This window comes from Pandoraea sp. NPDC087047, assembly GCF_044745225.1.
Lineage (GTDB): Bacteria > Pseudomonadota > Gammaproteobacteria > Burkholderiales > Burkholderiaceae > Pandoraea.
Map to the genome: position 1 here is coordinate 17,855 of NZ_JBIUZU010000007.1, position 23,352 is coordinate 41,206.

At 63.8% G+C, this 23,352-nt stretch carries 20 protein-coding genes; 11 read left to right on the forward strand and 9 right to left on the reverse strand.

Annotated elements, in window-relative coordinates; all coding sequences use genetic code 11:
• Nucleotides 1-52 precede the first annotated feature (52 nt).
• On the reverse strand, nt 53-691 hold the full coding sequence (locus ACIPHM_RS14455; protein ID WP_400329158.1) for a GntR family transcriptional regulator: 639 nt from the start codon (nt 689-691) through the stop codon (nt 53-55).
• 714 nt (nt 692-1,405) lie between these two features.
• On the opposite strand from ACIPHM_RS14455, the gene ACIPHM_RS14460 reads away from it, so the two are divergent.
• Nucleotides 1,406-2,515, forward strand: a complete 1,110-nt coding sequence (locus tag ACIPHM_RS14460; protein WP_400329160.1) for an alpha/beta fold hydrolase — start codon at nt 1,406-1,408, stop codon at nt 2,513-2,515.
• Nucleotides 2,516-2,605: 90 nt separating this feature from the next.
• On the opposite strand, the gene ACIPHM_RS14465 is transcribed toward ACIPHM_RS14460, so the two are convergent.
• A complete protein-coding gene (locus ACIPHM_RS14465) occupies nt 2,606-3,214 on the reverse strand; it encodes a helix-turn-helix domain-containing protein (RefSeq protein WP_400329163.1) in 609 nt (202 codons plus the stop codon).
• A 139-nt stretch (nt 3,215-3,353) separates the two neighbouring features.
• On the opposite strand from ACIPHM_RS14465, the gene ACIPHM_RS14470 reads away from it, so the two are divergent.
• The 6 genes from ACIPHM_RS14470 to ACIPHM_RS14495 all read left to right on the forward strand — a co-directional run bounded on the left by ACIPHM_RS14470 (nt 3,354) and on the right by ACIPHM_RS14495 (nt 11,021).
• Nucleotides 3,354-3,878 carry a GNAT family N-acetyltransferase gene (locus ACIPHM_RS14470; protein ID WP_400329166.1) on the forward strand — a complete coding sequence of 175 codons (525 nt, stop codon included), beginning with the start codon at nt 3,354-3,356 and terminating at the stop codon, nt 3,876-3,878.
• 558 nt (nt 3,879-4,436) lie between these two features.
• Nucleotides 4,437-7,469, forward strand: coding sequence for a xanthine dehydrogenase family protein molybdopterin-binding subunit (locus ACIPHM_RS14475; RefSeq protein WP_400329992.1), 3,033 nt, complete (start codon nt 4,437-4,439; stop codon nt 7,467-7,469).
• Between the two features lie 56 nt (nt 7,470-7,525).
• Nucleotides 7,526-8,197 carry a (2Fe-2S)-binding protein gene (locus tag ACIPHM_RS14480; RefSeq protein WP_400329995.1) on the forward strand — a complete coding sequence of 224 codons (672 nt, stop codon included), beginning with the start codon at nt 7,526-7,528 and terminating at the stop codon, nt 8,195-8,197.
• Between the two features lie 187 nt (nt 8,198-8,384).
• The gene (locus tag ACIPHM_RS14485) at nt 8,385-9,662 is read left to right on the forward strand and encodes a c-type cytochrome (RefSeq protein ID WP_400329998.1); all 1,278 of its coding nucleotides are present in this window, start codon (nt 8,385-8,387) and stop codon (nt 9,660-9,662) included.
• Between the two features lie 97 nt (nt 9,663-9,759).
• The gene (locus ACIPHM_RS14490) at nt 9,760-10,443 is read left to right on the forward strand and encodes a helix-turn-helix transcriptional regulator (RefSeq protein ID WP_400329168.1); all 684 of its coding nucleotides are present in this window, start codon (nt 9,760-9,762) and stop codon (nt 10,441-10,443) included.
• Nucleotides 10,444-10,661: 218 nt separating this feature from the next.
• On the forward strand, nt 10,662-11,021 hold the full coding sequence (locus ACIPHM_RS14495) for a VOC family protein (protein WP_400329171.1): 360 nt from the start codon (nt 10,662-10,664) through the stop codon (nt 11,019-11,021).
• Nucleotides 11,022-11,342: 321 nt separating this feature from the next.
• On the opposite strand, the gene msrA is transcribed toward ACIPHM_RS14495, so the two are convergent.
• The 3 genes from msrA to msrB form a co-directional block, all read right to left on the reverse strand.
• Nucleotides 11,343-12,194 (reverse strand): peptide-methionine (S)-S-oxide reductase MsrA, encoded by an 852-nt coding sequence (msrA, locus tag ACIPHM_RS14500; protein ID WP_400329174.1) that lies wholly within the window; start codon nt 12,192-12,194, stop codon nt 11,343-11,345.
• A 176-nt stretch (nt 12,195-12,370) separates the two neighbouring features.
• Complete coding sequence (locus tag ACIPHM_RS14505) at nt 12,371-14,236, reverse strand: cytochrome c biogenesis protein DipZ (protein WP_400329177.1); 1,866 nt, start codon at nt 14,234-14,236, stop codon at nt 12,371-12,373.
• Nucleotides 14,237-14,357: 121 nt separating this feature from the next.
• Entirely contained in the window at nt 14,358-14,984 is a 627-nt protein-coding gene (gene msrB / locus ACIPHM_RS14510) for a peptide-methionine (R)-S-oxide reductase MsrB (protein WP_400329180.1), read from the reverse strand.
• A gap of 239 nt (nt 14,985-15,223) precedes the next feature.
• Here msrB and ACIPHM_RS14515 point away from each other — a divergent pair, with 239 nt between their 5' ends.
• The gene (locus ACIPHM_RS14515) at nt 15,224-15,967 is read left to right on the forward strand and encodes a response regulator transcription factor (RefSeq protein ID WP_400329183.1); all 744 of its coding nucleotides are present in this window, start codon (nt 15,224-15,226) and stop codon (nt 15,965-15,967) included.
• Nucleotides 15,964-17,472, forward strand: a complete 1,509-nt coding sequence (locus tag ACIPHM_RS14520) for a sensor histidine kinase (RefSeq protein ID WP_400329185.1) — start codon at nt 15,964-15,966, stop codon at nt 17,470-17,472. The genes ACIPHM_RS14515 and ACIPHM_RS14520 overlap by 4 nt, the downstream gene beginning before the upstream one ends.
• Here ACIPHM_RS14520 and ACIPHM_RS14525 read toward each other — a convergent pair.
• The 3 genes from ACIPHM_RS14525 to ACIPHM_RS14535 all read right to left on the reverse strand — a co-directional run bounded on the left by ACIPHM_RS14525 (nt 17,456) and on the right by ACIPHM_RS14535 (nt 19,888).
• A complete protein-coding gene (locus tag ACIPHM_RS14525) occupies nt 17,456-18,586 on the reverse strand; it encodes a hypothetical protein (RefSeq protein WP_400329187.1) in 1,131 nt (376 codons plus the stop codon). The two genes, ACIPHM_RS14520 and ACIPHM_RS14525, sit on opposite strands and share 17 nt — an antisense overlap.
• Nucleotides 18,587-18,683: 97 nt before the next feature.
• The gene (locus ACIPHM_RS14530; RefSeq protein WP_400329190.1) at nt 18,684-18,947 is read right to left on the reverse strand and encodes an MFS transporter; all 264 of its coding nucleotides are present in this window, start codon (nt 18,945-18,947) and stop codon (nt 18,684-18,686) included.
• Nucleotides 18,944-19,888: an NADP-dependent oxidoreductase gene (locus ACIPHM_RS14535; RefSeq protein ID WP_400329193.1), complete on the reverse strand. Its 945-nt coding sequence runs from the start codon at nt 19,886-19,888 to the stop codon at nt 18,944-18,946. Before ACIPHM_RS14535 ends, ACIPHM_RS14530 begins: the two co-directional genes overlap by 4 nt.
• Before the next feature lie 297 nt (nt 19,889-20,185).
• Here ACIPHM_RS14535 and groES point away from each other — a divergent pair, with 297 nt between their 5' ends.
• Nucleotides 20,186-20,476 carry a co-chaperone GroES gene (groES, locus tag ACIPHM_RS14540; protein ID WP_010808449.1) on the forward strand — a complete coding sequence of 97 codons (291 nt, stop codon included), beginning with the start codon at nt 20,186-20,188 and terminating at the stop codon, nt 20,474-20,476.
• A gap of 48 nt (nt 20,477-20,524) precedes the next feature.
• Nucleotides 20,525-22,171, forward strand: a complete 1,647-nt coding sequence (gene groL / locus ACIPHM_RS14545; protein WP_400329198.1) for a chaperonin GroEL — start codon at nt 20,525-20,527, stop codon at nt 22,169-22,171.
• A 163-nt stretch (nt 22,172-22,334) separates the two neighbouring features.
• On the opposite strand, the gene ACIPHM_RS14550 is transcribed toward groL, so the two are convergent.
• Nucleotides 22,335-23,321 (reverse strand): LysR substrate-binding domain-containing protein, encoded by a 987-nt coding sequence (locus ACIPHM_RS14550; protein WP_400329200.1) that lies wholly within the window; start codon nt 23,319-23,321, stop codon nt 22,335-22,337.
• Nucleotides 23,322-23,352 lie beyond the last annotated feature (31 nt).

Here is a 23,352-nt window from a genome sequence, read left to right on the forward strand (position 1 = left end):
CGGCCCTTCGGTCGGCGCGGGGCTTGCCCGCGGCCGGCCCGCAAAGGGGCGCTCAGCGCGGCAGTGCGGGTTCGACGATGTCCATCGTCGTCTCGACGTGGGTTCGCGCGATCTGCTCGGCAAGCGCCTCGTCGTGTGCGCGCAAGGCGGCGAGCAGTTCGCGGTGTTGCTGGTTGGTGGCGCGCAGCTGCTCGTCGGAGAACATGACGGGTACGCGCAGCGCCCAGTAATAGAATTGCGTACGCTCGTGAAACTGCGCCAGCACCGGATTCGCGGCAGCCTTCACGATCAGATCGTGGAATTCCGTATTCAGGCGATTCAGGGCCAGACGTGGCAGATGGCCGTTCGGCTCCATCTGCTCGATGAGGGCCTCGAGAGCGTTGCAGATTTCGGGCGTGATCTTGCTTGCCGCGAGCCGGGCCGTTTCGGATTCGATGGCCATGCGGCTCTCGAAGATCGTGCGCACGGGCAGATGATCGGCCCCCTGAACCTCCCACCCGCGTTTGCGGGCAATGAGGCCTTCGCCTTGCAAGATCAGCAGCGCTTCGCGCACCGGTGTGCGGCCAGCGTCCAGTATCGTCATCAGATCTTCCTCGATGAGCCGCTGCCCCGGCTTGAGTTCCGAGGCGAGAATCATGCTGCGGATTTTCGTCCGCACTTCACCGGTAATCAGATTGCTGGGCGCTTTCATGTGATGCTTGTCTTCCATTGAGCGGCGCGCGCGCCGTGTACTTCGACTTCGACCTCGGCGAGATGCCGTGCCATTGGCAGGCCTCTCGGACACACGCTGCGCCGTTGGCGCACCCGCATGTCGCTGCGGATTCTACCGAGTTTCTCCAGCCGCTCTGAAAAGCACTCCCCGAGTGCCAATGCGCTGGCGGGCATGCGTTCCACGCATGAACCGGGTTCCGATTTTGCGCAATTCTTTCGGTTTCCGAAGCGAGGACTCGCTTATACGCGCGTTTGAAGTGACGAAAAAATACCACAACGCCAGTCGTGGCGGGGTTCGCGCTCACTTACTTTTAATGTGAGTGCCCACAGTCGGAGCGTTGCGGGTACCGAAACAAGCCGCGCCAGATAGTCTGGGGAAACGCGTAAAAAATTTGTAAAGATGTGAAGAGAATGGGTTTAATACCCCCTCATTTATGAGGGGTTTAGGTGGGCGCGTTTGTGAAATTTCCTCACCATGCGGGAATGCATCGGGGGCATTTGAGATGGGAAACGGGGGCTTGTTCATGGATTTCGACAAATCTGAAAAAATCGAAACCATTGTTGAGAAATTTTGTGCGGCGGCTCCCGCTGCACCGACAATCCCCGGTTTCCGACACGGGAAGTCATCCTGAGTGGCAGAATGAATTCACTGCTTTTGTGCCACTTCGCGTGCCATCGCACGCTTATTTCTCTTATGACGTCATCGTTTTATCAACAAGTCCGCCATCTGTCGCAACAAGTCGTCGCGACGCTGCGCGCCGGTGCTTTCGTCGGTCTGACCTCTCTCGTTACCCTGAATGCTGCGTTGGTCGCAGCACCCGCGAGTGCTGCCGATGCGGCATCGGACAATGCCCGGAGCAATGCGGGACCGGCCTACGGCCCGGAGTTGCAGGGCTTCAACTATCCCTATCCGGTAAGTCGCTTCGATTTCACATCGCAGCGCTCCCCGCTGCATATGGCGTATATCGATGTGAAGCCTGCGCAGCCCAATGGGCGCACCGCCGTGCTGCTGCACGGCAAGAATTTCTGCGCGGCCACGTGGGAAGACACGATCGGTGTGCTCTCCGCGGCGGGCTATCGCGTGATCGCGCCGGATCAGATCGGTTTTTGCATGTCCAGCAAGCCCGCACAGTATCAGTACAGCTTCCAGCAACTGGCGAACAACACGCATGCGCTGCTGGCATCGCTCGGTATCAAGACGGCGACCATCATCGGCCATTCGACGGGCGGCATGCTGGCCGCGCGCTACGCGTTGATGTATCCGAACGAAACTCAGCAACTGGTGCTCGTCAATCCGATCGGTCTTGAAGACTGGAAGGCGCTCGGTGTGCCATCGAAGACGGTGGACGAGTGGTTTGATCGGGAGTTGCGCACGAGCGCGACGAGCATCCGCAACTATGAGAAGTCGACGTATTACGCCGGGCACTGGGACGAGCGCTACGAGCCTTGGGTACAAATGCTCGCGGGCATGTACCGCGGACCGGGCAAGCGCATCGTGGCGTGGAACTCGGCGTTGCTCTACGACATGATCTATACGCAGCCGGTGGTGTACGAGCTGGGTAACATTCATGTGCCGACGCTGCTGATGATCGGCGACAAGGACACCACGGCCATCGGCAAGGATTTCTCGCCGCCCGAGGTGCAGGCGCGCATTGGCCACTACCCTGAACTGGCCCAGAAGACGCACGCCGCCATTGCGGGCTCCACGCTCGTGGAGTTCCCGGATCTGGGGCACGCGCCGCAGGTGCAGGATCCCGCCGCGTTTCACAAGGCGCTGCTCGCCGGACTGGCCGCGCTGCATTGACCCTGGCGCGCATGCCTGACGGTGCTGGACGTCAGGCGGCGGCCTGCTCGCCGTCGAGTTGTTCCAGCACGATGACCGAGGCGCCAGACATCAGGGGGTTCTCCTTGCGGCGACGAACGGCAGCGTTACGAGCCCGAGGAGATAGCGCGCCGTTGCGGACGTAGGATTGTGAAAGCCGATCGGTTGATCGAGCCGCATGGCAAGGCAATCGCCGGTATCGAGCCGCCACGTGGTCGCGGTGTCGTTGCCCGCATTCCCCAGCGTGATTTCGATCGTGCCGCCGATCACCCAGATCTGTTGCCAGACTTCGTTGTCCCGCGCACCGGTGTCGTAAGCGACACGCTCGCCTGCGGGGAACTGCACTTCGACGAGCTGGAGCGGCGACGGCTGCGCTGGGGAGAGATTGCGTCTCACGTAGCCCGAGGCCGGGTCCGTCCACACCGGCTGATCGGCGCGCCGCGAGAGTGGGGAGGGCGGCGTGTCTTGCTGTGTCTGTTCGTCGAAGAACGACGCGAGCGTGACGCCGAGCGCCGTGGCGAGCTTGTCGAGCACATTGGCCGTCGCGCTCGTCTGCGCCCGCTCGATGAGCGAGATGCTCGAGCGGCTCACGCCGCTGCGCTCGGCCAGCGTATCGAGGGAATAGCCACGCTCGCTGCGCAAGGCGCGCGCACGGCGGGCAACGCGTTCGTTGATATCCATGGCGTCCAGTCTACTGGAAATTTATTTCTAGTAAAATGGATGTCATCATTGACGTTACTGTTCACGTTACCGTTCACGCCGTCGTGCCTTCACCCCCATACGCCCTCATGCACGGCAGCTTGCTTGCCGGATCATCGACATGACTTCTTCGCCCCTCTCGCCCAACGCACTCACGGTCCGCGACGCCACCGACGCCGACCTCCCTGTCATCCGCGACATTTACAACGACGCCGTCGAGCACACGACAGCGATCTGGAACGAGATCCTCGTCGACGTGGACAATCGCCGCGAGTGGCTGGCAGCCCGTGTGAAACGTGGCTATCCGGTGATCGTGGCCGAGCGCGACGGCAAGACCGTGGGCTATGCATCGTTCGGCGACTGGCGAGCATTCGACGGTTATCGTCACACCGTCGAGCATTCGATCTACATCGACAAGCAGGCGCGCGGCGGCGGCATCGGCGAGACCCTCATGCGAGCGCTCATCGAACGCGCGCGTGCGCTCGACATTCACGTGATGATCGCCGCCATCGAAGCGCAGAACGCGCCGTCGATTCGTTTGCACGAAAAACTCGGTTTCCGCGTGGTCGGCACATTCAGCGAAGTCGGCACGAAGTTCGGCCGATGGCTCGACCTCACGTGCATGGAATTGCGCATCGCCCCGTAACGATCGATAGCCATCGACCCCATTCGATTGCCGCGCAACGAGAAAAAACACGCACTGCACAAAATTCTCGATGCCGCTGTGTCCATTCGGATATAGCGGCATTTCTCATTGGGCATAGGCAACATCACGCGCGGCGAATATCGCCGGCTCACGCCCGTCGTGCGGTGCGCAATGCGTCGCATAGGGCGCGCGTTCTCACGCAGTGCGTCATGTCCAACCTTGTCATTCCCAAAGTCGGCGTGTAGCCTTGAGACGTCCGGTGTCACTCATGAAGCGTGTTCCGATAGAACTTCACGAGCGCATCACGGCGCGCGAATGTCACGCATTGTGAACATGCATCGTGGGTCCATGACGTTGTCCTTCTTGTCGTGACCGCGTGAATCGTTGCAGTGCCGTTTTGTCGTTCGGGAGTTGCGGGATCGCCTTCGTGATCGTGATACGTCCCCCCAAAACAAGACGGACGGAACACTTATGCCGCGCCTGCCAAGAAAACACTGTCCCCCTGCGGCTGTGTCGAGCGACGACGCTCGCCACGATGCTGCGTGCGCAACCCCCGAAATTTCCCCATTCTCCACGAGTCCCGAAGCCGCTGCCGGTTTCGCGTTAACGCGTCGCGGGTTTCTCAAAGCGTCGGTGATTGCGGGCATTTCCGTGTACATCGCACCGATCGGCTCACTGAGCGGCCGTGCGTTTGCCGCGTTGTTCGAAGACAAGAACCTCACGCCCGTGGCGTGGGACGCGGCCAAAGGGCAAGCCCGGTTCCGTATCGACGGCACGGCCAAAGTCACCGGCAGCAAGATCTTCGCGCGCGACGTTCGCGCACGCGACATGCCGGGCTGGCCCGCACAGCAAGCGCACGCGTTCGTGCTGCGCGCCACGCTCGCCGACCGCCCTTATCTCGGCTTCGATCTCTCGCGTCTGGACGACGGCTTGCAGCCCGATCGCATCGTGACGGCCGACGATCTTGTGCGCGACGGCATCGCCTTCCCCGAGTTCTATGGCGACGACATGCTGCTGCCCGCAGGCAAGACCCCTGCGTATCTGGGGCACGCGGTCGCCATCCTGATCTATCGCGACTTCACGCGTTTTCGCTTCGCCAAGGACAAGCTCAAGTTCCACGACGAAATCATTCGCTATGGCGACGTCACGGGGCCGCTGGAGCGCGATCCGTGGGGCAGCTTCCGCTACGTGCGCGTGGGGGGCAAGACCGCCTATGACGACGACGTCTACTCGAGCCTGAAAGACGCGCCGATTTTCCCGAGCATGATGCGCAAGCACCAGCCCGTATGGCCCGACGGCAACGACCACGGCAAGCTCGACGAGCAGGGCATGGCGTATGCCGGCAAGATCGGCGAGTCGCTCACGCATCCGCCCGCGAACTGGCTCGTGATGTCGCGCGAGTACCGCACGCAGTCTGTCGACACGTCGGCGCTCGAACCCGATAACGCCAACTGCTGGTACGACGCTGCAACGCAGACGCTGCACATGGTCGTGCCTACCCAATCGCCCTCGGAAGTTGCGGAGAACGCCGCTGCGATGGCCGCGAAGGGGCACTTCCCGGTCAGGCGTCTGATCGTGTACCCGTGTTACACGGTGGGCTACGGCTCGAAGGACCACTACAACATGCCGTTCTACGGACTGGCCGCCGCGATGTATGGCGACGGCTTGCCGGTGCGGCTCGCGAACGATCGTTACGAACAGTTCCAGACGTCGCTCAAGCGTCACGCATTCACGATGCGCTATCGCATCGGCGTCGACAAAGAGAGCGGCATGCTCCAGGCGTTCGCTGCCGATATGGAGTGCAACGGCGGCGGACGCATGAACTTCTCGCCCTCCGTGGCGATGGTCGGCGCGACGGCTGCGCAGTCGATCTACTACTTCCCGCAGAGCGATCTGGCGAGTGTGGCGATGGCGTCGCGCGCCATCGATGCGGGCTCGGCGCGCGGCTACGGCACTTTGCAATCGATGGCCGCGACCGAAATGATGATCGATGAAATGGCGGCGCAACTTGGCGTCGACGCCATCGATTTCCGTCTCAAGAATGCGTTGCGCTCGGGCATGAAGAACACGCAGGGGGCGATTCCTGCCGGTGCGATTCGGGTGGACGAAGTGCTCGCGCGCGCGAAGGCGCATCCGTTGTGGACGCAGCGCGACAAGAAAAAAGCCGAGTACGAGGCCGCGCATCCGGGACGCCGCTACGGCGTGGGCTTCGCGTGTGTGCAGAAGGACTTCGGCACCGGTGCCGAGACCTCGTTCGCGCGCGTGGAGATCGACGAGACGGGCAGGATTTCGTTGCATCACACGGCCGCGGAGATCGGCACGGGGACGTCGACATCGCAGGCCGTGGCCGTGGCGAAATGGCTCGGCATGCCCGCGACCGACGTCCATATCGCCATCACCGACTGGCCAGAGTTGCCGGTCGTCACCAGCGGCGATCCGTATCTGATGTCGCAAGCCGATCAGGACAAACTCGCCGCCAATCCGCGTTGGTCGCCGGGCTACGCGTCGCCGTCGAGCGCAACGAACTCTGCGTTCTATTTCACGCACAGTACGCGTGAAGCGGCGCGTCTGCTGTTCATGCAGGGGCTGTGGCCGGCGGCGCTGTCGATCTGGCGGCGCGGACTGGGGGGCGGGCCGGCGGCGCCGCTCGTGGTGCGTGCGCAAGACGCGCGCTGGGTCGACGGCAAGCTCTCGGCGGCCGGACTCGAGGCGCTGCCGCTCGGCATGCTTGCCAAGACCGCTGATGAACTCGGGCTGGTGACCGGTGCGACGGTGCATGTGTTCAACCGCTGGCAGTGGGCCGAGGCGGATTGGGATCTGGGCGATGGCGTGACGCAGCGCCTGCCGGTCGACGGCATTGCCTTGCGCTTTGGCAAGGGCGGCGCCAATCCGGCCGCGGTGGCTGCGCAGGCACCGGCCGTGCAAACGCCGGCCGCCAAGAGCGCGCATCGCAGCGGGAATGCGCACGCGAAGTTTGCGGCGGCGGTGCAGGCGGCAAAGGGGGCGAATGTGACGAATGGCGCGAACGGTGCACCCTCTCCCAATGCGGGCATGCAGGTCGCGGCCCCGGCGCCAGCCACCGGCTACCGCACTGTCGACCGCAAGCGCGTGTATTACCCGCCGGTGCAGCGCAATAACGCGGCCGTGACGTATTACAGCGCCGTCGCCACGCTCGTCGAGCTATCGGTGCACGAGGCGACGGGCAAGGTCGAACTGCTCACGCATCACTCGATCATGGAGTGCGGCAATCAGATTTCGCCGCAGCTCGTCTCGGGGCAATTGCAGGGCGGTCTCGCGATGGGTATCGGCCACGCGTTGCACGAGTACCTGCCGTTGTATGAAGACGGGCCGGGCAACGGCACATGGAACTTCAACCGCTATCACCTGCCGCGCGCGGTGGACGTGGCCGTATGGACGCAGACGGGCGAGGTGCTGCCGCCGATCACCGAGACCGACGTGCCCAAGGGCATTGCCGAAGTGGTGATGATTCCCGTGGTGGGGGCGATCGTGAACGGCCTCGCGCACGCGATCGACCATCGATTTACTGATTTGCCGGTGACGCCGGAGAAGATCCAGGAGGTACTGGCATGACGGACACGACTAACGCAACGAGCGCACCGCTGGCTGCGTCGGATGCTAATGCGGCGATGACAGGCGCCGGGCAAGCGATGAACAACGCCAGTGCTACGGGGGCTGCGGACGCGGCGACGTCGGCAAGTGCTGCAAGCGCCGCATCCGCATCGGCAGCGGGCACGTTGTCAAACGTGAAGACGCCGTGGGAAACGCTGCCCGTCACGGTGAAAGTCAACGGGGTGTCGCACGGTCCGATGGACGTACCCGCCGGCCTGATGATGATCGACTTCCTGCACGAGACGTTGGGTCTCACGGGCTCGCGGCTGGGCTGCGGGCAGGGTATCTGTCACGCTTGTGTGGTGATCGTCGATCATGCCGACGGCAGCAGCGAAACCGTGCGCACCTGCATCACCGGGGCCAACGACTTCGACGGCAAGACCGTACGCACGGTGGAAGGCCACGCGACGCAGGATGCCGACGGCAAGGTCTCGCTCGCCCCGATTCAACAGGCGTTCCTCGAACACTTCAGCTTCCAGTGCGGCTATTGCACGCCGGGCTTCGTGAACGCGGCGACGGTGCTGATCGAACGTCTGAAGCGAAACCCCATTGCTCGGGCGGACCTCGAAGCGGCGATCACCGAAGGACTCAACGATCAGATCTGCCGGTGCACGGGGTATGTGCGCTACTACGAAGCCGTGCGCGACGTCGTGCTCAAGACGCCCGGCTGCTTGAAGGACGCGAAATGAAGAACGCGAAATGAAGGGGCCTGCCATGAACCTGACTCGCGTCACCCGATGGAGCGCTCGCGCGGCGTGCCTTGCTGCCGTGTTGCTCGTCACCGCGTGCAACGACGCGAACGCGCCGACGCCCCCCGACCCCACGCAGCCCCCGAAGCCAAAGACGTCGATGGTGCCGTCGTTCGTGACGAGTGCGATGGCAGCCGATGGGGCGCAGGCCGCTGCCTCATCAGTCTCATCGCCCGCGTCCCCCTCGTCCGCCAGTGCAGGTGCGGCGGATGCCGGGAATGTTGCGAATGCCGCGAATGCGGCGGGGGCATCTTCCACGCAGGCGAAGGGCGTACCGTCCGAACTGATTACCCGCGGCAAGTACCTCGCGCGTGCGGCCGATTGCGCCGCCTGCCACACCAGTGCGCAGGGGGCACCGTTCGCGGGCGGCGTGCCGCTCAAGTCGCCCTTCGGCACGTTCTACGGCACGAACATCACGCCGGACAAGACGAACGGCATCGGCGGCTGGACGGCGGACGACTTCTACCGCGCGTTGCATGACGGCGTAGCGCCGGACAAGACGCTGTACCCGGCAATGCCGTACACGTCCTACCGGCAGATGACGCGCGCGGACAGCGACGCCATTTACGCCTATCTGATGTCGGTGAAGCCTGCTGCCGTTCCTAATCGCAAGCACGACCTCTCGTTCCCGTACAACATGCGCTTCGCGATGCGGGCGTGGAACTGGATGTTCCTGAAGGACACGTTGCCCGACGCCTCCAAGGGCCAATCGGCCGACTGGCTGCGCGGACGCTATCTCGCCAACGCCCTCGGCCACTGCGCCGAATGCCATACGCCGCGCGGCACCTTCGGCCAGCTCGATAAAGCGAAGCCACTCGGCGGGGCGGCGCTCGCGCGCATCGCAGCGCCCGATCTGACGCCCGAAGCGCTGGCCGCCCGCGGCTGGACCGTGAAGGACTTGCAGACGTTCTTCGGCACGGGCATTGCGCCGCAAGGTTCGGCATTCGGCGAGATGTATCCGGTGGTGCACCTGAGCACGCAGTACCTGACGCCCGACGACCTGCATGCGCTCTCGACGTATCTGCTCGGCGACGCGCCGCCGGCACCCAAGCCGCTGCCGCAAACTCCGGACACGAGCCAACTGATGGCGGGCCGCAATAGGTATCTCGCGGTGTGCGCAGGCTGTCACGCGGCGGATGGGACGGGCAAGCCCCACGTGGCCGTATCGATGCTGGGGAATTCGACGGTGCGTCAGAAAGATCCGCGCAATCTGATCATCGCGATTCTCGACGGCGTCGAGGCGCAGAAATTCCCGGGACTGGAGGCAATGCAGGCGATGCCGGGCTTCGACAAACGACTCACCGATGCGCAGATCTCCGAGTTGACCAATTACCTGCGCGTGGCCTACGGCGGGCAGGCGGGCGACGTGAACTCCGAGATCGTCAAACAATTGCGTCAGAAATAAGCGTCAGAAGTCGGCGTCAGAAGTCGGCGTCAGAAGTCAGTCGAAAATCACACCGCGGTAACGCCGCGCGGGAGGACATGGCGCATAATGACGCGCCATGTCCCGCACACAACGTCTCTTCTCATTGATGCAGTTGCTGCGCCGTCACCGTTATCCGGTCGCGGGCGCGGCGCTGGCCGACTCGCTCGGCGTGAGCTTGCGCACGCTCTATCGGGACATCGCCGAATTGCAGACGCAGGGTGCGCATATCGAGGGAGCGCCGGGGCTGGGCTACGTCCTCAAGCCGGGTTTCATGCTGCCGCCGCTGATGTTCTCGGAAGAGGAGATCGAAGCGATCGTGCTTGGCTCGCGCTGGGTCGCCAAGCGCACCGACGGGGCACTGGCCGACGCGGCGGCGAACGCGCTGGCGAAGATTGCGGCGGTGCTTCCGACGGATCTGCGGACCTCGCTCGAGGCGTCGACCCTGCTTATCGGGCCGGGTGATCCGTTGCCGCCGATGCTCGTCGAGCTGACCGACATTCGCGAGGCCATTCGTGCCGAACGCAAACTCCATCTGTCTTACCGCGACGAAGCCGGACGCATCTCCGAGCGCGTCGTCTGGCCATTCGCGCTGGGCTTCTTCGAGCGCGTGCGCATGATCGTTGCCTGGTGCGAGCTGCGCGACGATTTCCGTCATTTTCGCGCGGATCGCATCGAGGCGATGCGCGTGACCGAAACGCGCTATCCGCGCGGGCGGCGTGCGTTGCTCAAAGCGTGGCGCGAGACGACCGGTAAAGGCTGAACGGCGGCGGATGATCTCGCGCCGCCCGTGAGTCCAATGCGTTCCGAAGAGGCGTTCGACTGCTGACAAAAACTGACAGCATCCCTTCGTACGATGACATCCATGACAGCGCGCGGCGGTACCTGTGGCCACATGTGTTTTCATATGACCGACGCCGCGCTGGCAATGAGAAGGCCATCGATAACAAACGACAGGAGCTAGTCATAGTGCATCCGAACATGATCAATTTGTACGTCGCGAGTCCCCCCGAAAGTGCGGGCTTTTATGCCGATCTCTTCGACCTGGAACCGGTCGAAGCGTCGCCCGGATTTGCGATGTTCGCATTTCCGTCGGGACTGAAGCTGGGGTTGTGGGCGCGCTTTGCCGTTGCACCCGCGGTGATTGCACCGCCGGGCGGCAGCGAGGTCGTACTTCCGGTGGCGTCGAATGCCCTCGTCGATGCGACCTGGGAGGACTGGCGCGCGCGTGGCATCACGATCCTTCAGGTGCCGACGACGATGGACTTCGGCCGCACGTTCGTCGCGTCCGATCCGGACGGCCATCGCCTGCGCGTGTACAAACTTGCCGAGAATCGATAGCGCGGTGGCGAGTTGGGAGACGCTCAAAGGTACTCAAGGGCACTCAAAGGCACTCAAAGGCACTCAAAGGCACTCAAAGGCACTCAAAGGCACTCAAGGGCACCGAGGCACTGAGAGGCACTGAGGCGCGCTGACGAGCACTGAGCGGGCCTGCCGGGCGTCCTGTACAAGCGACGCCCGCGACCCCTCGCTGCTGCTTCTCTTACGTTTTGTTTGCGCGTCTTTATCGTCTCTCTCGCGCGCTTTGCTTGTGCCGCTCTCGTGCTACGCCGGCGAGGTTCTCGTCGGCGTGATGGCCGACGCGCCGTGCTACTTCCGCGCTTATTTCACCGATGCCGTTTTCACTAGCACCGGGGCGTCGCGATACTGCGCGGGGAAAACGCGCTTGAGGTCTTTCACCTTGGGCAGATCGTTGATCACGATGTACGGATAGTTCGGGTGTTCGGTCAGGAAGTCCTGGTGGTAGCTCTCAGCGGCATAGAAGCCCGTGTACTTCTCCACCTTTGTGGCGATGGGCTTGCTGTAGACGTGCGAGGCGTCGAGCTGCGCGATGTAGGCGGTGGCGACCTGACGTTGCGCGTTGGTCATCGGGAATACGGCTGAGCGATATTGCGTGCCGCTGTCTGGGCCCTGACGATTCACTTCGGTCGGGTTGTGCGCCACCGAGAAGTAGATCTGAAGCAGCTTGCCGTAAGACACCTGCTGCGGATCGAAGGTCACCTGAACCGATTCGGCATGACCGGTTGTGCCACTGCTCACGGTTTCGTAGTCGGCTGTCTTGGCGGCGCCGCCCGCGTAACCGGACTCGGCCTTCGTCACGCCCTTCACGTGCTGGAAGACCCCTTGCACACCCCAGAAGCAACCGCCCGCGAACACAGCGGTTTCGGTGCGGGCACCGCTGGCCGGTTCATCGAGCTTGGGCGCAGCGATGACGACGGCCGACTCTGCGCCGCCGAAGGCGTAAGCGCCAACTTGCCATGCGAGGACACCGGAGGCGACGGCGGCGGCGCCGAGCAGCACGCGTCGCAGACGCGAGATCGGTGAGGTCCGCGAGGTCTTCGATGTCTGCGGCAACACTGCGGCTGGTGCTGTGCGGTCGTGCGACTGGCAAGCGGATTGGCTCGGCATTTCGTTGCGGGTGTGTTGCGGTTGATGCGGATCGAGCTTGGTCATCTGAAAACTCCCGGCGTCGCGAGACGCCTTGGTTGCGGCAGTCAATAGCGGCTTGGTTAAAGGATTGAGGACTGAGATGAGAACTGAGGGCTGAGTGCTGAGTGCGAGGGCTGGGGACCTGAGGGTTGATCGAGGGGCTTGTTGTCGGCGTCGTCAAGGCGTGACCCACGTGGAGATCAACCGAACGTGAACGCGTAGGCCGACACGCCCGGATCGAGAAACTCGATGGTGAACGTGCGATCGCGTACGTCGCCCGTCTGGCGAACCAGTTGATAGAGCCGTTGCGACGTGACGGTGCCGCTGCCATCGACGGCAACGTCGGTGCCATGGGCGTCGCCCGGGGCTTCGCCGTCGAGCGTCACGCGAAAGCGCACGGGTTTGCCGTTGGCGTCCGGGCCGAGCACGAGGTGCAGATCGCGAGCGTGGAAGCGGTAGATGATGCGGGTTCCGGCTTGCGTGGCAGTGGCCTGCTCCGGTCCCACCTTCCAGCCGCCCGCCAGCCCCCAGTGATTGAGCGTCGGCATCGACGGGGCACGGTAGTCGCTGGCCTTGTCCTGCACGGCGCCGCCCGGCGAGGCGAAGTTTTCCGCGCGCTCGTAGCCGACATAGGTTTCCGGCGAGCGAACGTCGCCCATATCGGCCGCTTGCTCAATACCGCTGGCCTTGACGTCGGTAATGCCGTTTGCGACCTGTTTGGCGCCGGCTTCGCGCAGCAACTGTTGAATCACGCGCTCCGATTCGGCGTAATTGCCTTCACCGAAGTGGTGGTAGCGCACGCGGCCTTGTGCGTCGATAAAGTAGTGAGCCGGCCAGTACTGGTTGTTGAAGCCGCGCCAGATGGCGTAGTTGTTGTCGATGGCGACCGGGTAGTCGACGCCCAGATCGTGCACCGCCTTCTTCACGTTATTGATGTCGCGCTCGAAGGCGAACTCGGGGGCATGCACGCCGATGACCACCAGCCCCTGGTCGCGGTACTTCTGCGCCCAGGCCTTCACGTACGGCAGCGTGCGCAGGCAGTTGATGCAGGAGTACGTCCAGAAGTCGACGAGCACGACCTTGCCGCGAAGCGCTTGCGCAGTGAGCGGCGGGGAATTGAGCCACTGCACGGCGCCGTCGAGCGAGGGCAACTGGCCTTCGACCGGGAGCGGAGCGGGTTCGGTTTCGGTCGTGCGCACCATCGCGTTGCTGGCGTCGGCGGCCGCGGTGTGCTGCGCCGGTGCGTTGGCCGCGGCATCGGCGGCATCGGCGGCATCGGCGGTATCGGGGGTATTGTTCGTATTGCCCGCATCGTTACGGCGCGCGCCCAACTGGTCGACCAGCCGTTGCTCGATGCCGCCGGTCGAGGCGGTCGAAATCCGGGCGAGCACACCGGTGTCGAGACCCAGAGCGATGGCGCCGACGCCCGCGAGCATCAGTGCGCCGAGTACCCGGCGAATCCACTCGCCGGCGCCGAGCGAGCGTTTCATGGTGGCGAAAACGCGTCCGCCGACGAGCAGCGCCAGAGCAAGCGATGTGGCCGCGCCCGCCGCGTAGGCGACCAGCAGCAGCGTGGTGCCGACGCTTGCGCCTTGCAGCGCTGCGCCGGTGAGCACCAGACCAAGGATCGGGCCAGCGCACGGGGCCCAGAGCAGGCCGGTGGCAATGCCGAGCAGGAACGATGCGCCGGGGCCGGTGCCCTTGGCGGCGCCGGCCGTAGTGGCGCCGTCACCTTGCGCAGATTGCGTCAGGCGGTTGCCCAACGACACGATCGGATGCGTGAGCCGTTCGGCCAGCTTCGGGAAAAGCAGCGTTGCACCGAATATCGCCACAAGGGCGAGCGCCAGCCAGCGACCGTACTGGTTGGCTTGCACGACCCAGCTACCGCCGACGGCGGCGAGCGTGGCGACGAGCGCGAACATCACGACCATACCGGCAAGCATGGGCAGTACGCTGCGCGAGAACGACTGGCCCGCACGCGAGAAGACGAACGGCAGCACCGGCAATATGCACGGGCTGACGATCGTCAGAATCCCACCGAGGTAGGCAAGGATGAGCAAGGTCATGAAGCGCTCCTTGGGCGACGTCCGGTGTCGGGGCGTCGCGGGTTCTTATAGGCTAGTCGTGAATCGGAACCGGCGCCGCGAGGGGCCGGCACTGTCGGGGTGTTCAGTGCATTCAGATTGTTCAGGCGGCTTGCGGATGAAATGTCATCGCGAGGCCGTTCATGCAGTAACGCAGGCCGGTGGGCTTGGGGCCGTCGTCGAACACATGGCCCAGGTGGCCGCCGCAGCGACGGCAATGGACTTCGGTGCGCACCATCCCGAAGGTGGTGTCGGTATGCGTGCCGACGGCGTTATCGAGCGGCGTCCAGAAGCTCGGCCAACCGGTATGGCTGTCGAATTTCGTGCGCGACGAGAAGAGCGGCAGGGCACAACCGGCGCAAGCGAACGTGCCGGCACGGTGTTCGTCGTTGAGCGGGCTGGAATACGGGCGTTCGGTGCCTGCTTCGCGCAGGATCTGGTACTGGGCGGGCGTCAGACGCTTGCGCCACTCGGCGTCGCTGTAGGCGACCTCGAAATGCTCCGGGGCGCTGGCGTGGCGGGTGTCATCGGCTCGCGCGGGGCGCACCAGGCGGGGCACCAGCCCGGCCGCGGCGGCGGCGGCCGCCGTGGCGCTTAGCAGGAACACACGGCGCGACGGCGCCGGGCGCTCACTTGCGGCGACGGCGCGGGCAGTTTGGGCCGCTTGGGCCGAATTCGTCGGCTGCGACGCCCCGGGCGGCTTGGGCGGGTACAAATCGGACAATCTCATGACATCCTCCGGTCAGTAGGACGATCCGACGCGGGCTGGCCCCGCCGTGGCGAGACTTGGGGAGCGCCACGGCGGTGGTACGGCACAGAGGGGATCCGCGCCAGATCGATGACTCAAGGGTAGTGCGCCAGCGATGGCAAAGTCCTCACGTAAAATTAAACAATTCGTGATACCTCCCGAGGCGTGAACTGCGCACAATGGGGGCCTTCAAGACTGACTTTCCGGGAGTCGTCCCTCCGATGGAATCGCCGCGCCGTGTCCTGCTCGTCGAAGACGACGTGCATATCGCTGACCTGCTCACGCTGCATCTGCGCGATGAGCGCTTTGAAGTCGTGCATTGCGCCGACGGCAACGAGGGCCTGCGGCGTCTGGCCGAGGGCGGCTGGGACGCACTGATTCTCGATCTGATGTTGCCCGGCGTCGATGGGCTGGAAATTTGTCGTCGCGCACGGCAGATGACCCGCTATACGCCCATCATCATCACCAGCGCGCGGTCGAGCGAGGTCCACCGGATTCTCGGGCTGGAGCTCGGCGCGGACGACTATCTGGCCAAGCCGTTCTCGGTGCTGGAGCTGGTGGCGCGGGTCAAGGCGCTCATGCGGCGGGTCGATGCACTCGCGCGCAACGCGCGCATGGAGGCGGGCAGTCTGGCAATTGCCGGGTTGTTCATCGATCCGATAGCGCGCGAGGCGTCGCTGGGCGGCAAGCTGCTCGATCTCACGCCGCGCGAGTTCGATCTGCTGTACTTCTTCGCCCGTCAGCCCGGCAAGGTGTTCTCTCGCATGGACCTGCTTAACGCTGTGTGGGGGTATCAGCACGAGGGGTATGAGCACACCGTCAATACGCACATCAACCGGCTGCGTGCCAAGATCGAGGCCGATCCGGCGCAGCCCACCCGCATCCTGACGGTGTGGGGCCGTGGCTACAAGTTCGCGAACGACGGTGCGCCCGAAGGCCAGAGCACCGATGCAGGAGCCGCATGATGCGCCGCTGGAATCTCACGCTCACGCAGCGCCTGTCGATCGTCTTTGCCGTGCTGCTGCTGGTCTGCAGCGGCACGTCGGCATGGATGCAGGTGCGGGCGAACCGCATGCACGAGGCCGAAGTGATTCAGGGGCTCTCGCGCGGGCTCGCGGAACACATCGCCGCCAATGCCCAACTCATGGATTCGAACGGCATGAAGCCCGATGCCGTGAGGCGTCTGTTCGGGCAACTCATGGTCGTGAACCCCAGCGTCGAGGTGTACCTGCTCGACGAGCAGGGGCGCATTACCGGTCACGCCGCACCGGAGGGGCATCTGCGACGCATGCAGGTCGATCTCGGGCCGGTGCATCGGTTGCTCGACGGCGAGGCGTTGCCGATCTATGGCGACGACCCACGTAACGCCGACGTCCGCAAAGTCTTCAGCGCTGCTCCCCTGCGAGTGGATGGCCGCGAGGTCGGCTACATCTATGTCGTGTTGCTGGGCGAGGCGCACGACCGGTTCGCCGCGCGCGGTGCGACGAGTGCCGCGCTCAACACCGCGCTGTGGTCGATCGGATTGGTGGCGGCCCTGTGCCTGATAGCGGGTCTGACAGCATTCGCGCTCATCACCCGGCCGTTGCGGCACCTGACGGATACCGTGCGCGAATTCGACATCGATGCCGCGCCGACGCCGTTGCCTGCGGTATCCATTTCATCGACGCCCTCGGCCGAAGAGACGGCGTCGCGGCAGGCGCGTCCGAACGACGAAATTATGGTGCTGGAGCGTGCTTTCCGTCAGATGGTCGAGCGGTTGGGGACGCAATGGCGAACGCTGACGCGTCAGGATCAGGAGCGGCGCGAACTCATCGCCAATATCTCGCACGATCTGCGTACGCCGCTCTCGTCGCTGCACGGCTATCTGGAAACACTCTCGCTCAAGGACGCTACGCTCACGCCCGACGAGCGGCGGCGCTATCTGGGCATCGCGCTCGATCAGAGCCGCAAGGTCGGTGCGCTGGCGCAATCGCTGTTCGAACTGGCGCGTCTCGAGCATGGTTTCGTGCAGCCCGAGGCGGAGCCGTTCTCCGTGACGGATCTGATTCAGGACGTCTTCCAGAAGTTTGAGTTGAGCGCCGAATCGCGCGGCGTTGCGCTACGCGCGCAACTCGCGCCGCAGATCCCGGCGGCGCGGGCCGACCTTGGCTTGATCGAGCGGGTGTTTACGAATCTGCTGGAAAACGCGCTGCGTTACACGCCGTGCGGCGGAGAGATTACGGTGGCGGTGGCACCGGTGGGCATGGAGATCGAGGTGCGGGTGAGCGATACCGGACCGGGCATTCCCGAGAGCGCGCGCGAAGGCCTCTTCGAGCGGCCCTTTACGGTGGGCGGCGCGCGTCGCGAGGGCGGGCTGGGGTTGCGGATCGTGCATCGCATCCTGCAACTGCACGACCGGCGCATCACGTTGGTCGATACGGCCGGTCAGGCAGGGCAGGGCGCGACGTTCCGCTTTACTTTGCCGACGTGAGTGTGTTGCCGGCAGCGGCTGCGGGGACTGCCGGCGAGACGGGTGCGGCAGTCGTCGTCTCGAAATAGGTGAGCTTGCGCACGAAGACGTTGGCAAACGGGTCGATCCTGTCGCCGGACTTGTCGCCGGAGGCAACGGGCGAGGTGATGACCACGCGGATGATATTGCCGTGGCTGTCGTACTTGTAGTGATACTCGGACACGTGGTGCTCGCCGGTGGCGGCGTCTGTCCGAGTCACGCGCACCAGCTCGTGGTGCGGTGAATATTCCGAGACTTCGTTGTCCCACGCGAGCGGCAGCCATTGGCCGTCGATGAAGGCCGCGGCGCCGTTATCGCGCACGATGCGGCCACCGTCGGGCTTGCGCTCGACGCTCGCGAACGTGCGGTACGACACTATTTTCGGCGCCGGACGCGCCCGACCGTCGGCCGTGATCACCTGACGCGCTTCGTTCGGCGCTTCCCACTGACGCGAGAGCGCAAAGCACTCGTCATCGAACAAGCGCGCTTGCAGCGTGCCGGGGCGGCGGTGGCGCAGGCTGTTCGAGCCCGACACCATGCTGCGCGTCCATTCGAGGCGGCCGTCTTCCTGACGCACCTGCTCTTTCCATGCCGGATGCCGGGCCGCGCGCACGACCCAGGTGTCGGCGTCCTGCCAGTCGACGGGCGCCCCGTTGATGCTGTGCAGACGGCCGTCGGGGTCGTAGGCGTAGCGGCCGCGATCGGTGCTGGCGAGCAGGTGGCCCTGCGCGTCGAACTCCATCACGAAGCGATTGCCGTTATCGAGCGGGCCAACCTTGCCGGTGCTGCGGTCATAGCTGGCGATGAAGCGCGTTTCCTCGATTTTGCGAACGCCGGCGGGGATGCCGCCGAAGTTGCGCATCAGGTCGTCTTCTTCGCGCAGGGAGGTCTGCACGCACCACGGCAGCGGTGCGCCCGCCTGCGGCGCCTCGGCGGAAGGCGCGGGCGTGGTGGAGTTCGCGGGGGCCGTCGTCGAGGCGATCGGCGCTTGCGGGTCTGCCGGGGCAACCCCCGGACGGGAGCTGGCGCAACCGGCCAGCACCGCAGCTAGCGCAGCGAGTGCCAGGGCACCGCGCACAGGTCGGAATGAAAGCATGGAATGGACAGTTCGGGCAGGTGAAGCAGACATCATCGCAGCGGATTGCCGGGGGAGTTTTTCCTCGATTGTACCGGCTCTGTGTGACGTGGCTGTCTCAGGGGGGCGGGGATAGCGACTGGCGGCGCGTCACGAGCCATTGCCGGTTGTCTGCGGAGAATGCCAGATCGCTCTGCGCGGAGGGCAGGGCGATGTTGACGATGGTGTTATCCAGCACGTCCATGAGTTGGGCAAGGCTCAGCGCGACGAGTGCCAGCCATCGCCATTTTCCGTGGGAGATACGCGTGGGGCTTTCGTGATGGCGGCTAACGTTCGAGGTGCGCGGCGGGTCGAATTTTTCGGGGCGACGCGTGCGGCTCATTTCGATTCCCCGGCTTGATCCCGCGCAGGACAAGTGCTCATGGTGAGGACCCGCTTTCCCGTGGCAGTACCGGCCTCACCGACGCGATGGGCTTGTGCGACTTCAGCGAACGGGACAGTCCGGACGGCAGGGAGCCTGAATTTTCCCGACGTCGCCAACTCGCCAATCCGGGCGAGCACGTACAGCGCGCGGCCGTCGTCACCTCGGCTAAAACGCACACCGTGGCGCATCGCGCCATCGAAATCCGCCACGGTGATCACGCGTTCCGGCCGCGTTTCCTTTGTCAGGGCGATGAGCTCGGGCAGGATGCCATTCCCGGCGACATCGAGCACGAAGTCCACACCTTCAGGCGCCAGCGCCCGGACGCTATCGGGCATGCCCTCGCCGTACGCGATCGGCTCGGCGCCGAGCGAGCGCAAGTCACCCCGCCTGGCGGCGCTTGCGATGCCGATGACGCGAGCCCCTCGCGTGAGCGCGAGTTGAACGGCGGCGGCGCCGATGTTGCCGGTGGCGCCATTGATCAGCAGACAGGCATCGCGAGTGACGCCCAGTTGATCCAGGGCATGCGCCGCGGTTTCGATTGCCGCAGGCAGCGAGGCGGCGACCTCGAAACTGAGCGTGGGTGGGATCGGTCGGTAATACGTCAACACGGCCAACTCGGCCTGGGCGGCGCCGTCGGTGCAAAACCCGACGACACGCTCGCCTGGGGCAACGTCGGTCACGCCGTCACCGAGCTCGTCGACGATCCCGGCGGCCTCGTACTCCAGCGTCTGGGGAAGCCCCTGATCCATCAGACCCTGACGCTTTTTCCAGTCGCTTGTGTTCACGCCGGCCGCACGGACGACGATCCGAACCTGTCCTGGTCCGGGGTGCGGGGCGGCAAGACTCACGACCTTCAGAACTTCCGGCCCCCCAAAGGCATGGAAGTGAATGGCTTTCATGAGTTGATTTGACCCAAATAAATACTAAGTATTTACTTATACTTAGTATATTTATTTGGTGCCAATGCTATCTTGCGGGGCGCTGGACGTGGTCGAGAGAGTTCGGAAGTGCATCTGGGGGCGGTCGGACTCGGCAAAGACTTCACTACGGGAAAACCCCGCGTCTTGAAATCGTAAAACCTCGTCCCTATAATTAGCACTCGTTGGCGCAGAGTGCTAACGCCATGAATTCACCAGATATGCAAATGATTGCATATTTAGTTTTGACGATCTCACTGAGAGAAAGAGGAGCTTGTAATGAACCTTCGTCCCTTGCATGACCGCGTTATTGTCAAGCGCCTGGATAACGAAACGAAGACCGCTTCGGGCATCGTGATTCCGGACGCTGCTGCCGAAAAGCCGGACCAGGGCGAGATCCTGGCCGTCGGCCCGGGCAAGCGCGATGATCAAGGTAAGTTGATCGCACTCGACGTGAAGGTGGGTGACCGCGTTCTGTTCGGCAAGTACGCCGGCCAGGCCGTGAAGGTCGATGGCCAGGAACTGCTGGTCATGCGCGAAGAAGACATCATGGCCGTCGTGGCCGCCTAAGTCTGTCTCCCCCGGACATCTACGTAAAGTATTCAAGGAGTTAATGCAATGGCAGCTAAAGAAGTCGTTTTCGGCGATGCCGCTCGTTCCAAGATGGTTGAGGGTGTCAACATCCTCGCGAACGCAGTCAAGGTGACCCTGGGCCCGAAGGGCCGTAACGTTGTGCTCGAGCGCAGCTTCGGCGGCCCGACCGTGACCAAGGACGGTGTGTCGGTCGCCAAGGAAATCGAACTCAAGGACAAGCTCCAGAACATGGGCGCGCAAATGGTCAAGGAAGTGGCTTCCAAGACCAGCGACAACGCCGGCGACGGCACCACCACCGCAACGGTGCTGGCGCAGTCGATCGTTCGCGAAGGCATGAAGTTCGTCGCCTCGGGCATGAACCCGATGGACCTCAAGCGTGGTATCGACAAGGCCGTTACTGCCGCCATCGAAGAACTGCGCAAGATCAGCAAGCCGTGCACGACGAACAAGGAAATCGCTCAAGTCGGCTCGATCTCGGCCAACAGCGACACCTCGATCGGTGACTACATCGCCAAGGCGATGGACAAGGTCGGCAAGGAAGGCGTGATCACCGTCGAAGACGGCAAGTCGCTGCAAGACGAACTGGACGTCGTCGAAGGTATGCAGTTCGACCGCGGCTACCTCTCGCCGTACTTCATCAACACCCCGGAAAAGCAAGTCGCGATCCTGGAGAACCCGTTCGTTCTGCTGTTCGACAAGAAGGTTTCGAACATCCGTGACCTGCTGCCGGTGCTCGAGCAAGTCGCCAAGGCTGGCCGTCCGCTGCTGATCATCGCTGAAGACGTCGAGGGCGAAGCCCTGGCAACGCTGGTGGTCAACAACATTCGTGGCATTCTGAAGACCTGCGCCGTCAAGGCTCCGGGCTTCGGCGACCGCCGCAAGGCCATGCTGGAAGACATCGCCATCCTGACGGGCGGCCAGGTCATCGCCGAAGAAATCGGCCTGACGCTGGAAAAGGCTACGCTCAACGAACTGGGCCAAGCCAAGCGCATCGAAATCGGCAAGGAAAACACCATCATCATCGATGGCGCCGGTGAAGCCGCGAACATCGAAGCGCGCGTCAAGCAGATCCGTGCCCAGATCGAAGAAGCCACCAGCGACTACGACCGTGAAAAGCTGCAAGAGCGCGTGGCCAAGCTGGCCGGCGGTGTTGCCGTGATCAAGGTCGGTGCTGCGACCGAAGTCGAAATGAAGGAAAAGAAGGCACGCGTGGAAGACGCGCTGCACGCTACCCGCGCTGCCGTGGAAGAAGGCATCGTCCCGGGCGGCGGTGTTGCCCTGCTGCGTGCTCGCGTGGCCGTTGCCGGCATCGAAGGCGCCAACGCTGACCAGAACGCCGGTATCAAGATCGTTCTGCGCGCCATGGAAGAGCCGCTGCGTCAAATCGTCACCAACGGTGGCGAAGAAGCCAGCGTCGTTGTGGCTAACGTGATTGCCGGCAAGGGCAACTACGGCTACAACGCATCGACCGGCGAGTACGGCGATCTGGTGGAAATGGGCGTTGTGGACCCGACCAAGGTCACCCGCACCGCACTGCAAAACGCCGCTTCGGTTTCGGGCCTGCTGCTCACGACCGACTGCGCCGTTGCCGAACTGCCGAAGGAAGATGCTCCGATGGCTGGCGGTATGGGCGACATGGGTGGTATGGGCGGCATGGGCATGGGCATGTAAGTCTCGCAAGAGACTGCATGTACGGGGCGCCGTAAGGCTCCCCGAATGCCGGGTCGCCGGGCTTCACCGGAGAATTACGATTCGATGGTGGAAGCCCAGCCCCAGAACGGCAACGCATTCTTCGGAATTCGTTGCCGTTTTTTTGCGTCGACCGGATCTGCGCTCAGTCATCCCTGGCGGTGTCGGGCAACGCGCTTGAATCTGCCGCTGCGTCGTCGCGCCTGAGCTTGAACGGCGAACCGGCAAGCGCCGGCATTGCCGCGATCTCCTCCTGCATCCACTCCCAAAACACGTGAATCGCGCGCTCGCGCGGGTGGTTTTCGCGCCAGTTCACGTGGTATTCCAGGCTCGGCGGAACGCACACGTCTCCAATCCGCACCAGTTCGCCGGCGGCGAGCGCATCGCGCACCAGCAGGCTGCGCGTGGTGGCGACCCCCTGTCCGGTAATCGCCGCCCGCAGGTGCAACCCCGAATCGTCGAAGATCGGTCCGCGTGTGGGCTCGTGCGGCGTCAGTCCGGCGGCGACCTGCCAATCGCGCCAGGAGCGGTAGGCAAAGCGCAGCATCGGCAGTTTGTGGATATCGGCGACGGTGAAGTCCGGCACACGAGCGATGAGGTCGGGATGGCAGACGGCGATCACGAAGTCGTCGTGCAGCTTGCGCGTGACGAATCCCGGTTCCTCCACGCGCTGATGCCAGATGCCGACGTCCACCGAATAGGGATCGGGCGCTGAGATATCCGCGTGAATTCGCACGACCAGATCGATGCCCGGATGCCGCTCGCTGAAACGCGACAGCCGCGGAATCAGCCATTGCGAGGCCAGATCGGTCATCACACTGATTTCCAGACGGACGATGGCGGGTGCCGCGTCCGGGGTGGCACCCGCCCTGGCTTCGGTCATGGCCTCGTCAAGCTCGGATATGCCAATGCGAACGCGCTCCGCCAGACGCGCGCCAACGCTCGTCGGAATCATCCGCGCCCCTACGCGGCGGAATAGCGCCGTTCCCAATTGCTGCTCCAGCGAGCGCATGTGATGGCTTACGGCACTGTGCGTCAAATTCAATTCCTCTGCGGCGCGCGTAAAACTCCGGTGACGGACAGCGGCTTCAAGCGCACGCAGGGATTGGAGAGGAGGGAGATGAGGGAACATGATGTCAAATTCTACTCACAATGCGAGCGCA

Bases quoted from the DNA above. Each gene is read 5' to 3' on its own strand.
- ACIPHM_RS14530 (WP_400329190.1), bottom strand. From the start codon at position 18,947: ATGAGCCGCACGCGTCGCCCCGAAAAATTCGACCCGCCGCGCACCTCG.
- ACIPHM_RS14460 (WP_400329160.1), top strand. From the start codon at position 1,406: ATGACGTCATCGTTTTATCAACAAGTCCGCCATCTGTCGCAACAAGTC.
- ACIPHM_RS14455 (WP_400329158.1), bottom strand. From the start codon at position 691: ATGAAAGCGCCCAGCAATCTGATTACCGGTGAAGTGCGGACGAAAATC.
- ACIPHM_RS14465 (WP_400329163.1), bottom strand. From the start codon at position 3,214: ATGGATATCAACGAACGCGTTGCCCGCCGTGCGCGCGCCTTGCGCAGC.
- groL (WP_400329198.1), top strand. From the start codon at position 20,525: ATGGCAGCTAAAGAAGTCGTTTTCGGCGATGCCGCTCGTTCCAAGATG.
- ACIPHM_RS14495 (WP_400329171.1), top strand. From the start codon at position 10,662: ATGATCAATTTGTACGTCGCGAGTCCCCCCGAAAGTGCGGGCTTTTAT.
- ACIPHM_RS14485 (WP_400329998.1), top strand. From the start codon at position 8,385: ATGGCAGCCGATGGGGCGCAGGCCGCTGCCTCATCAGTCTCATCGCCC.
- ACIPHM_RS14490 (WP_400329168.1), top strand. From the start codon at position 9,760: ATGTCCCGCACACAACGTCTCTTCTCATTGATGCAGTTGCTGCGCCGT.
- ACIPHM_RS14550 (WP_400329200.1), bottom strand. From the start codon at position 23,321: ATGTTCCCTCATCTCCCTCCTCTCCAATCCCTGCGTGCGCTTGAAGCC.
- ACIPHM_RS14525 (WP_400329187.1), bottom strand. From the start codon at position 18,586: ATGCTTTCATTCCGACCTGTGCGCGGTGCCCTGGCACTCGCTGCGCTA.
- ACIPHM_RS14520 (WP_400329185.1), top strand. From the start codon at position 15,964: ATGATGCGCCGCTGGAATCTCACGCTCACGCAGCGCCTGTCGATCGTC.
- ACIPHM_RS14470 (WP_400329166.1), top strand. From the start codon at position 3,354: ATGACTTCTTCGCCCCTCTCGCCCAACGCACTCACGGTCCGCGACGCC.
- ACIPHM_RS14535 (WP_400329193.1), bottom strand. From the start codon at position 19,888: ATGAAAGCCATTCACTTCCATGCCTTTGGGGGGCCGGAAGTTCTGAAG.
- groES (WP_010808449.1), top strand. From the start codon at position 20,186: ATGAACCTTCGTCCCTTGCATGACCGCGTTATTGTCAAGCGCCTGGAT.
- ACIPHM_RS14505 (WP_400329177.1), bottom strand. From the start codon at position 14,236: ATGACCTTGCTCATCCTTGCCTACCTCGGTGGGATTCTGACGATCGTC.
- msrA (WP_400329174.1), bottom strand. From the start codon at position 12,194: ATGACCAAGCTCGATCCGCATCAACCGCAACACACCCGCAACGAAATG.
- msrB (WP_400329180.1), bottom strand. From the start codon at position 14,984: ATGAGATTGTCCGATTTGTACCCGCCCAAGCCGCCCGGGGCGTCGCAG.
- ACIPHM_RS14515 (WP_400329183.1), top strand. From the start codon at position 15,224: ATGGAATCGCCGCGCCGTGTCCTGCTCGTCGAAGACGACGTGCATATC.
- ACIPHM_RS14480 (WP_400329995.1), top strand. From the start codon at position 7,526: ATGACAGGCGCCGGGCAAGCGATGAACAACGCCAGTGCTACGGGGGCT.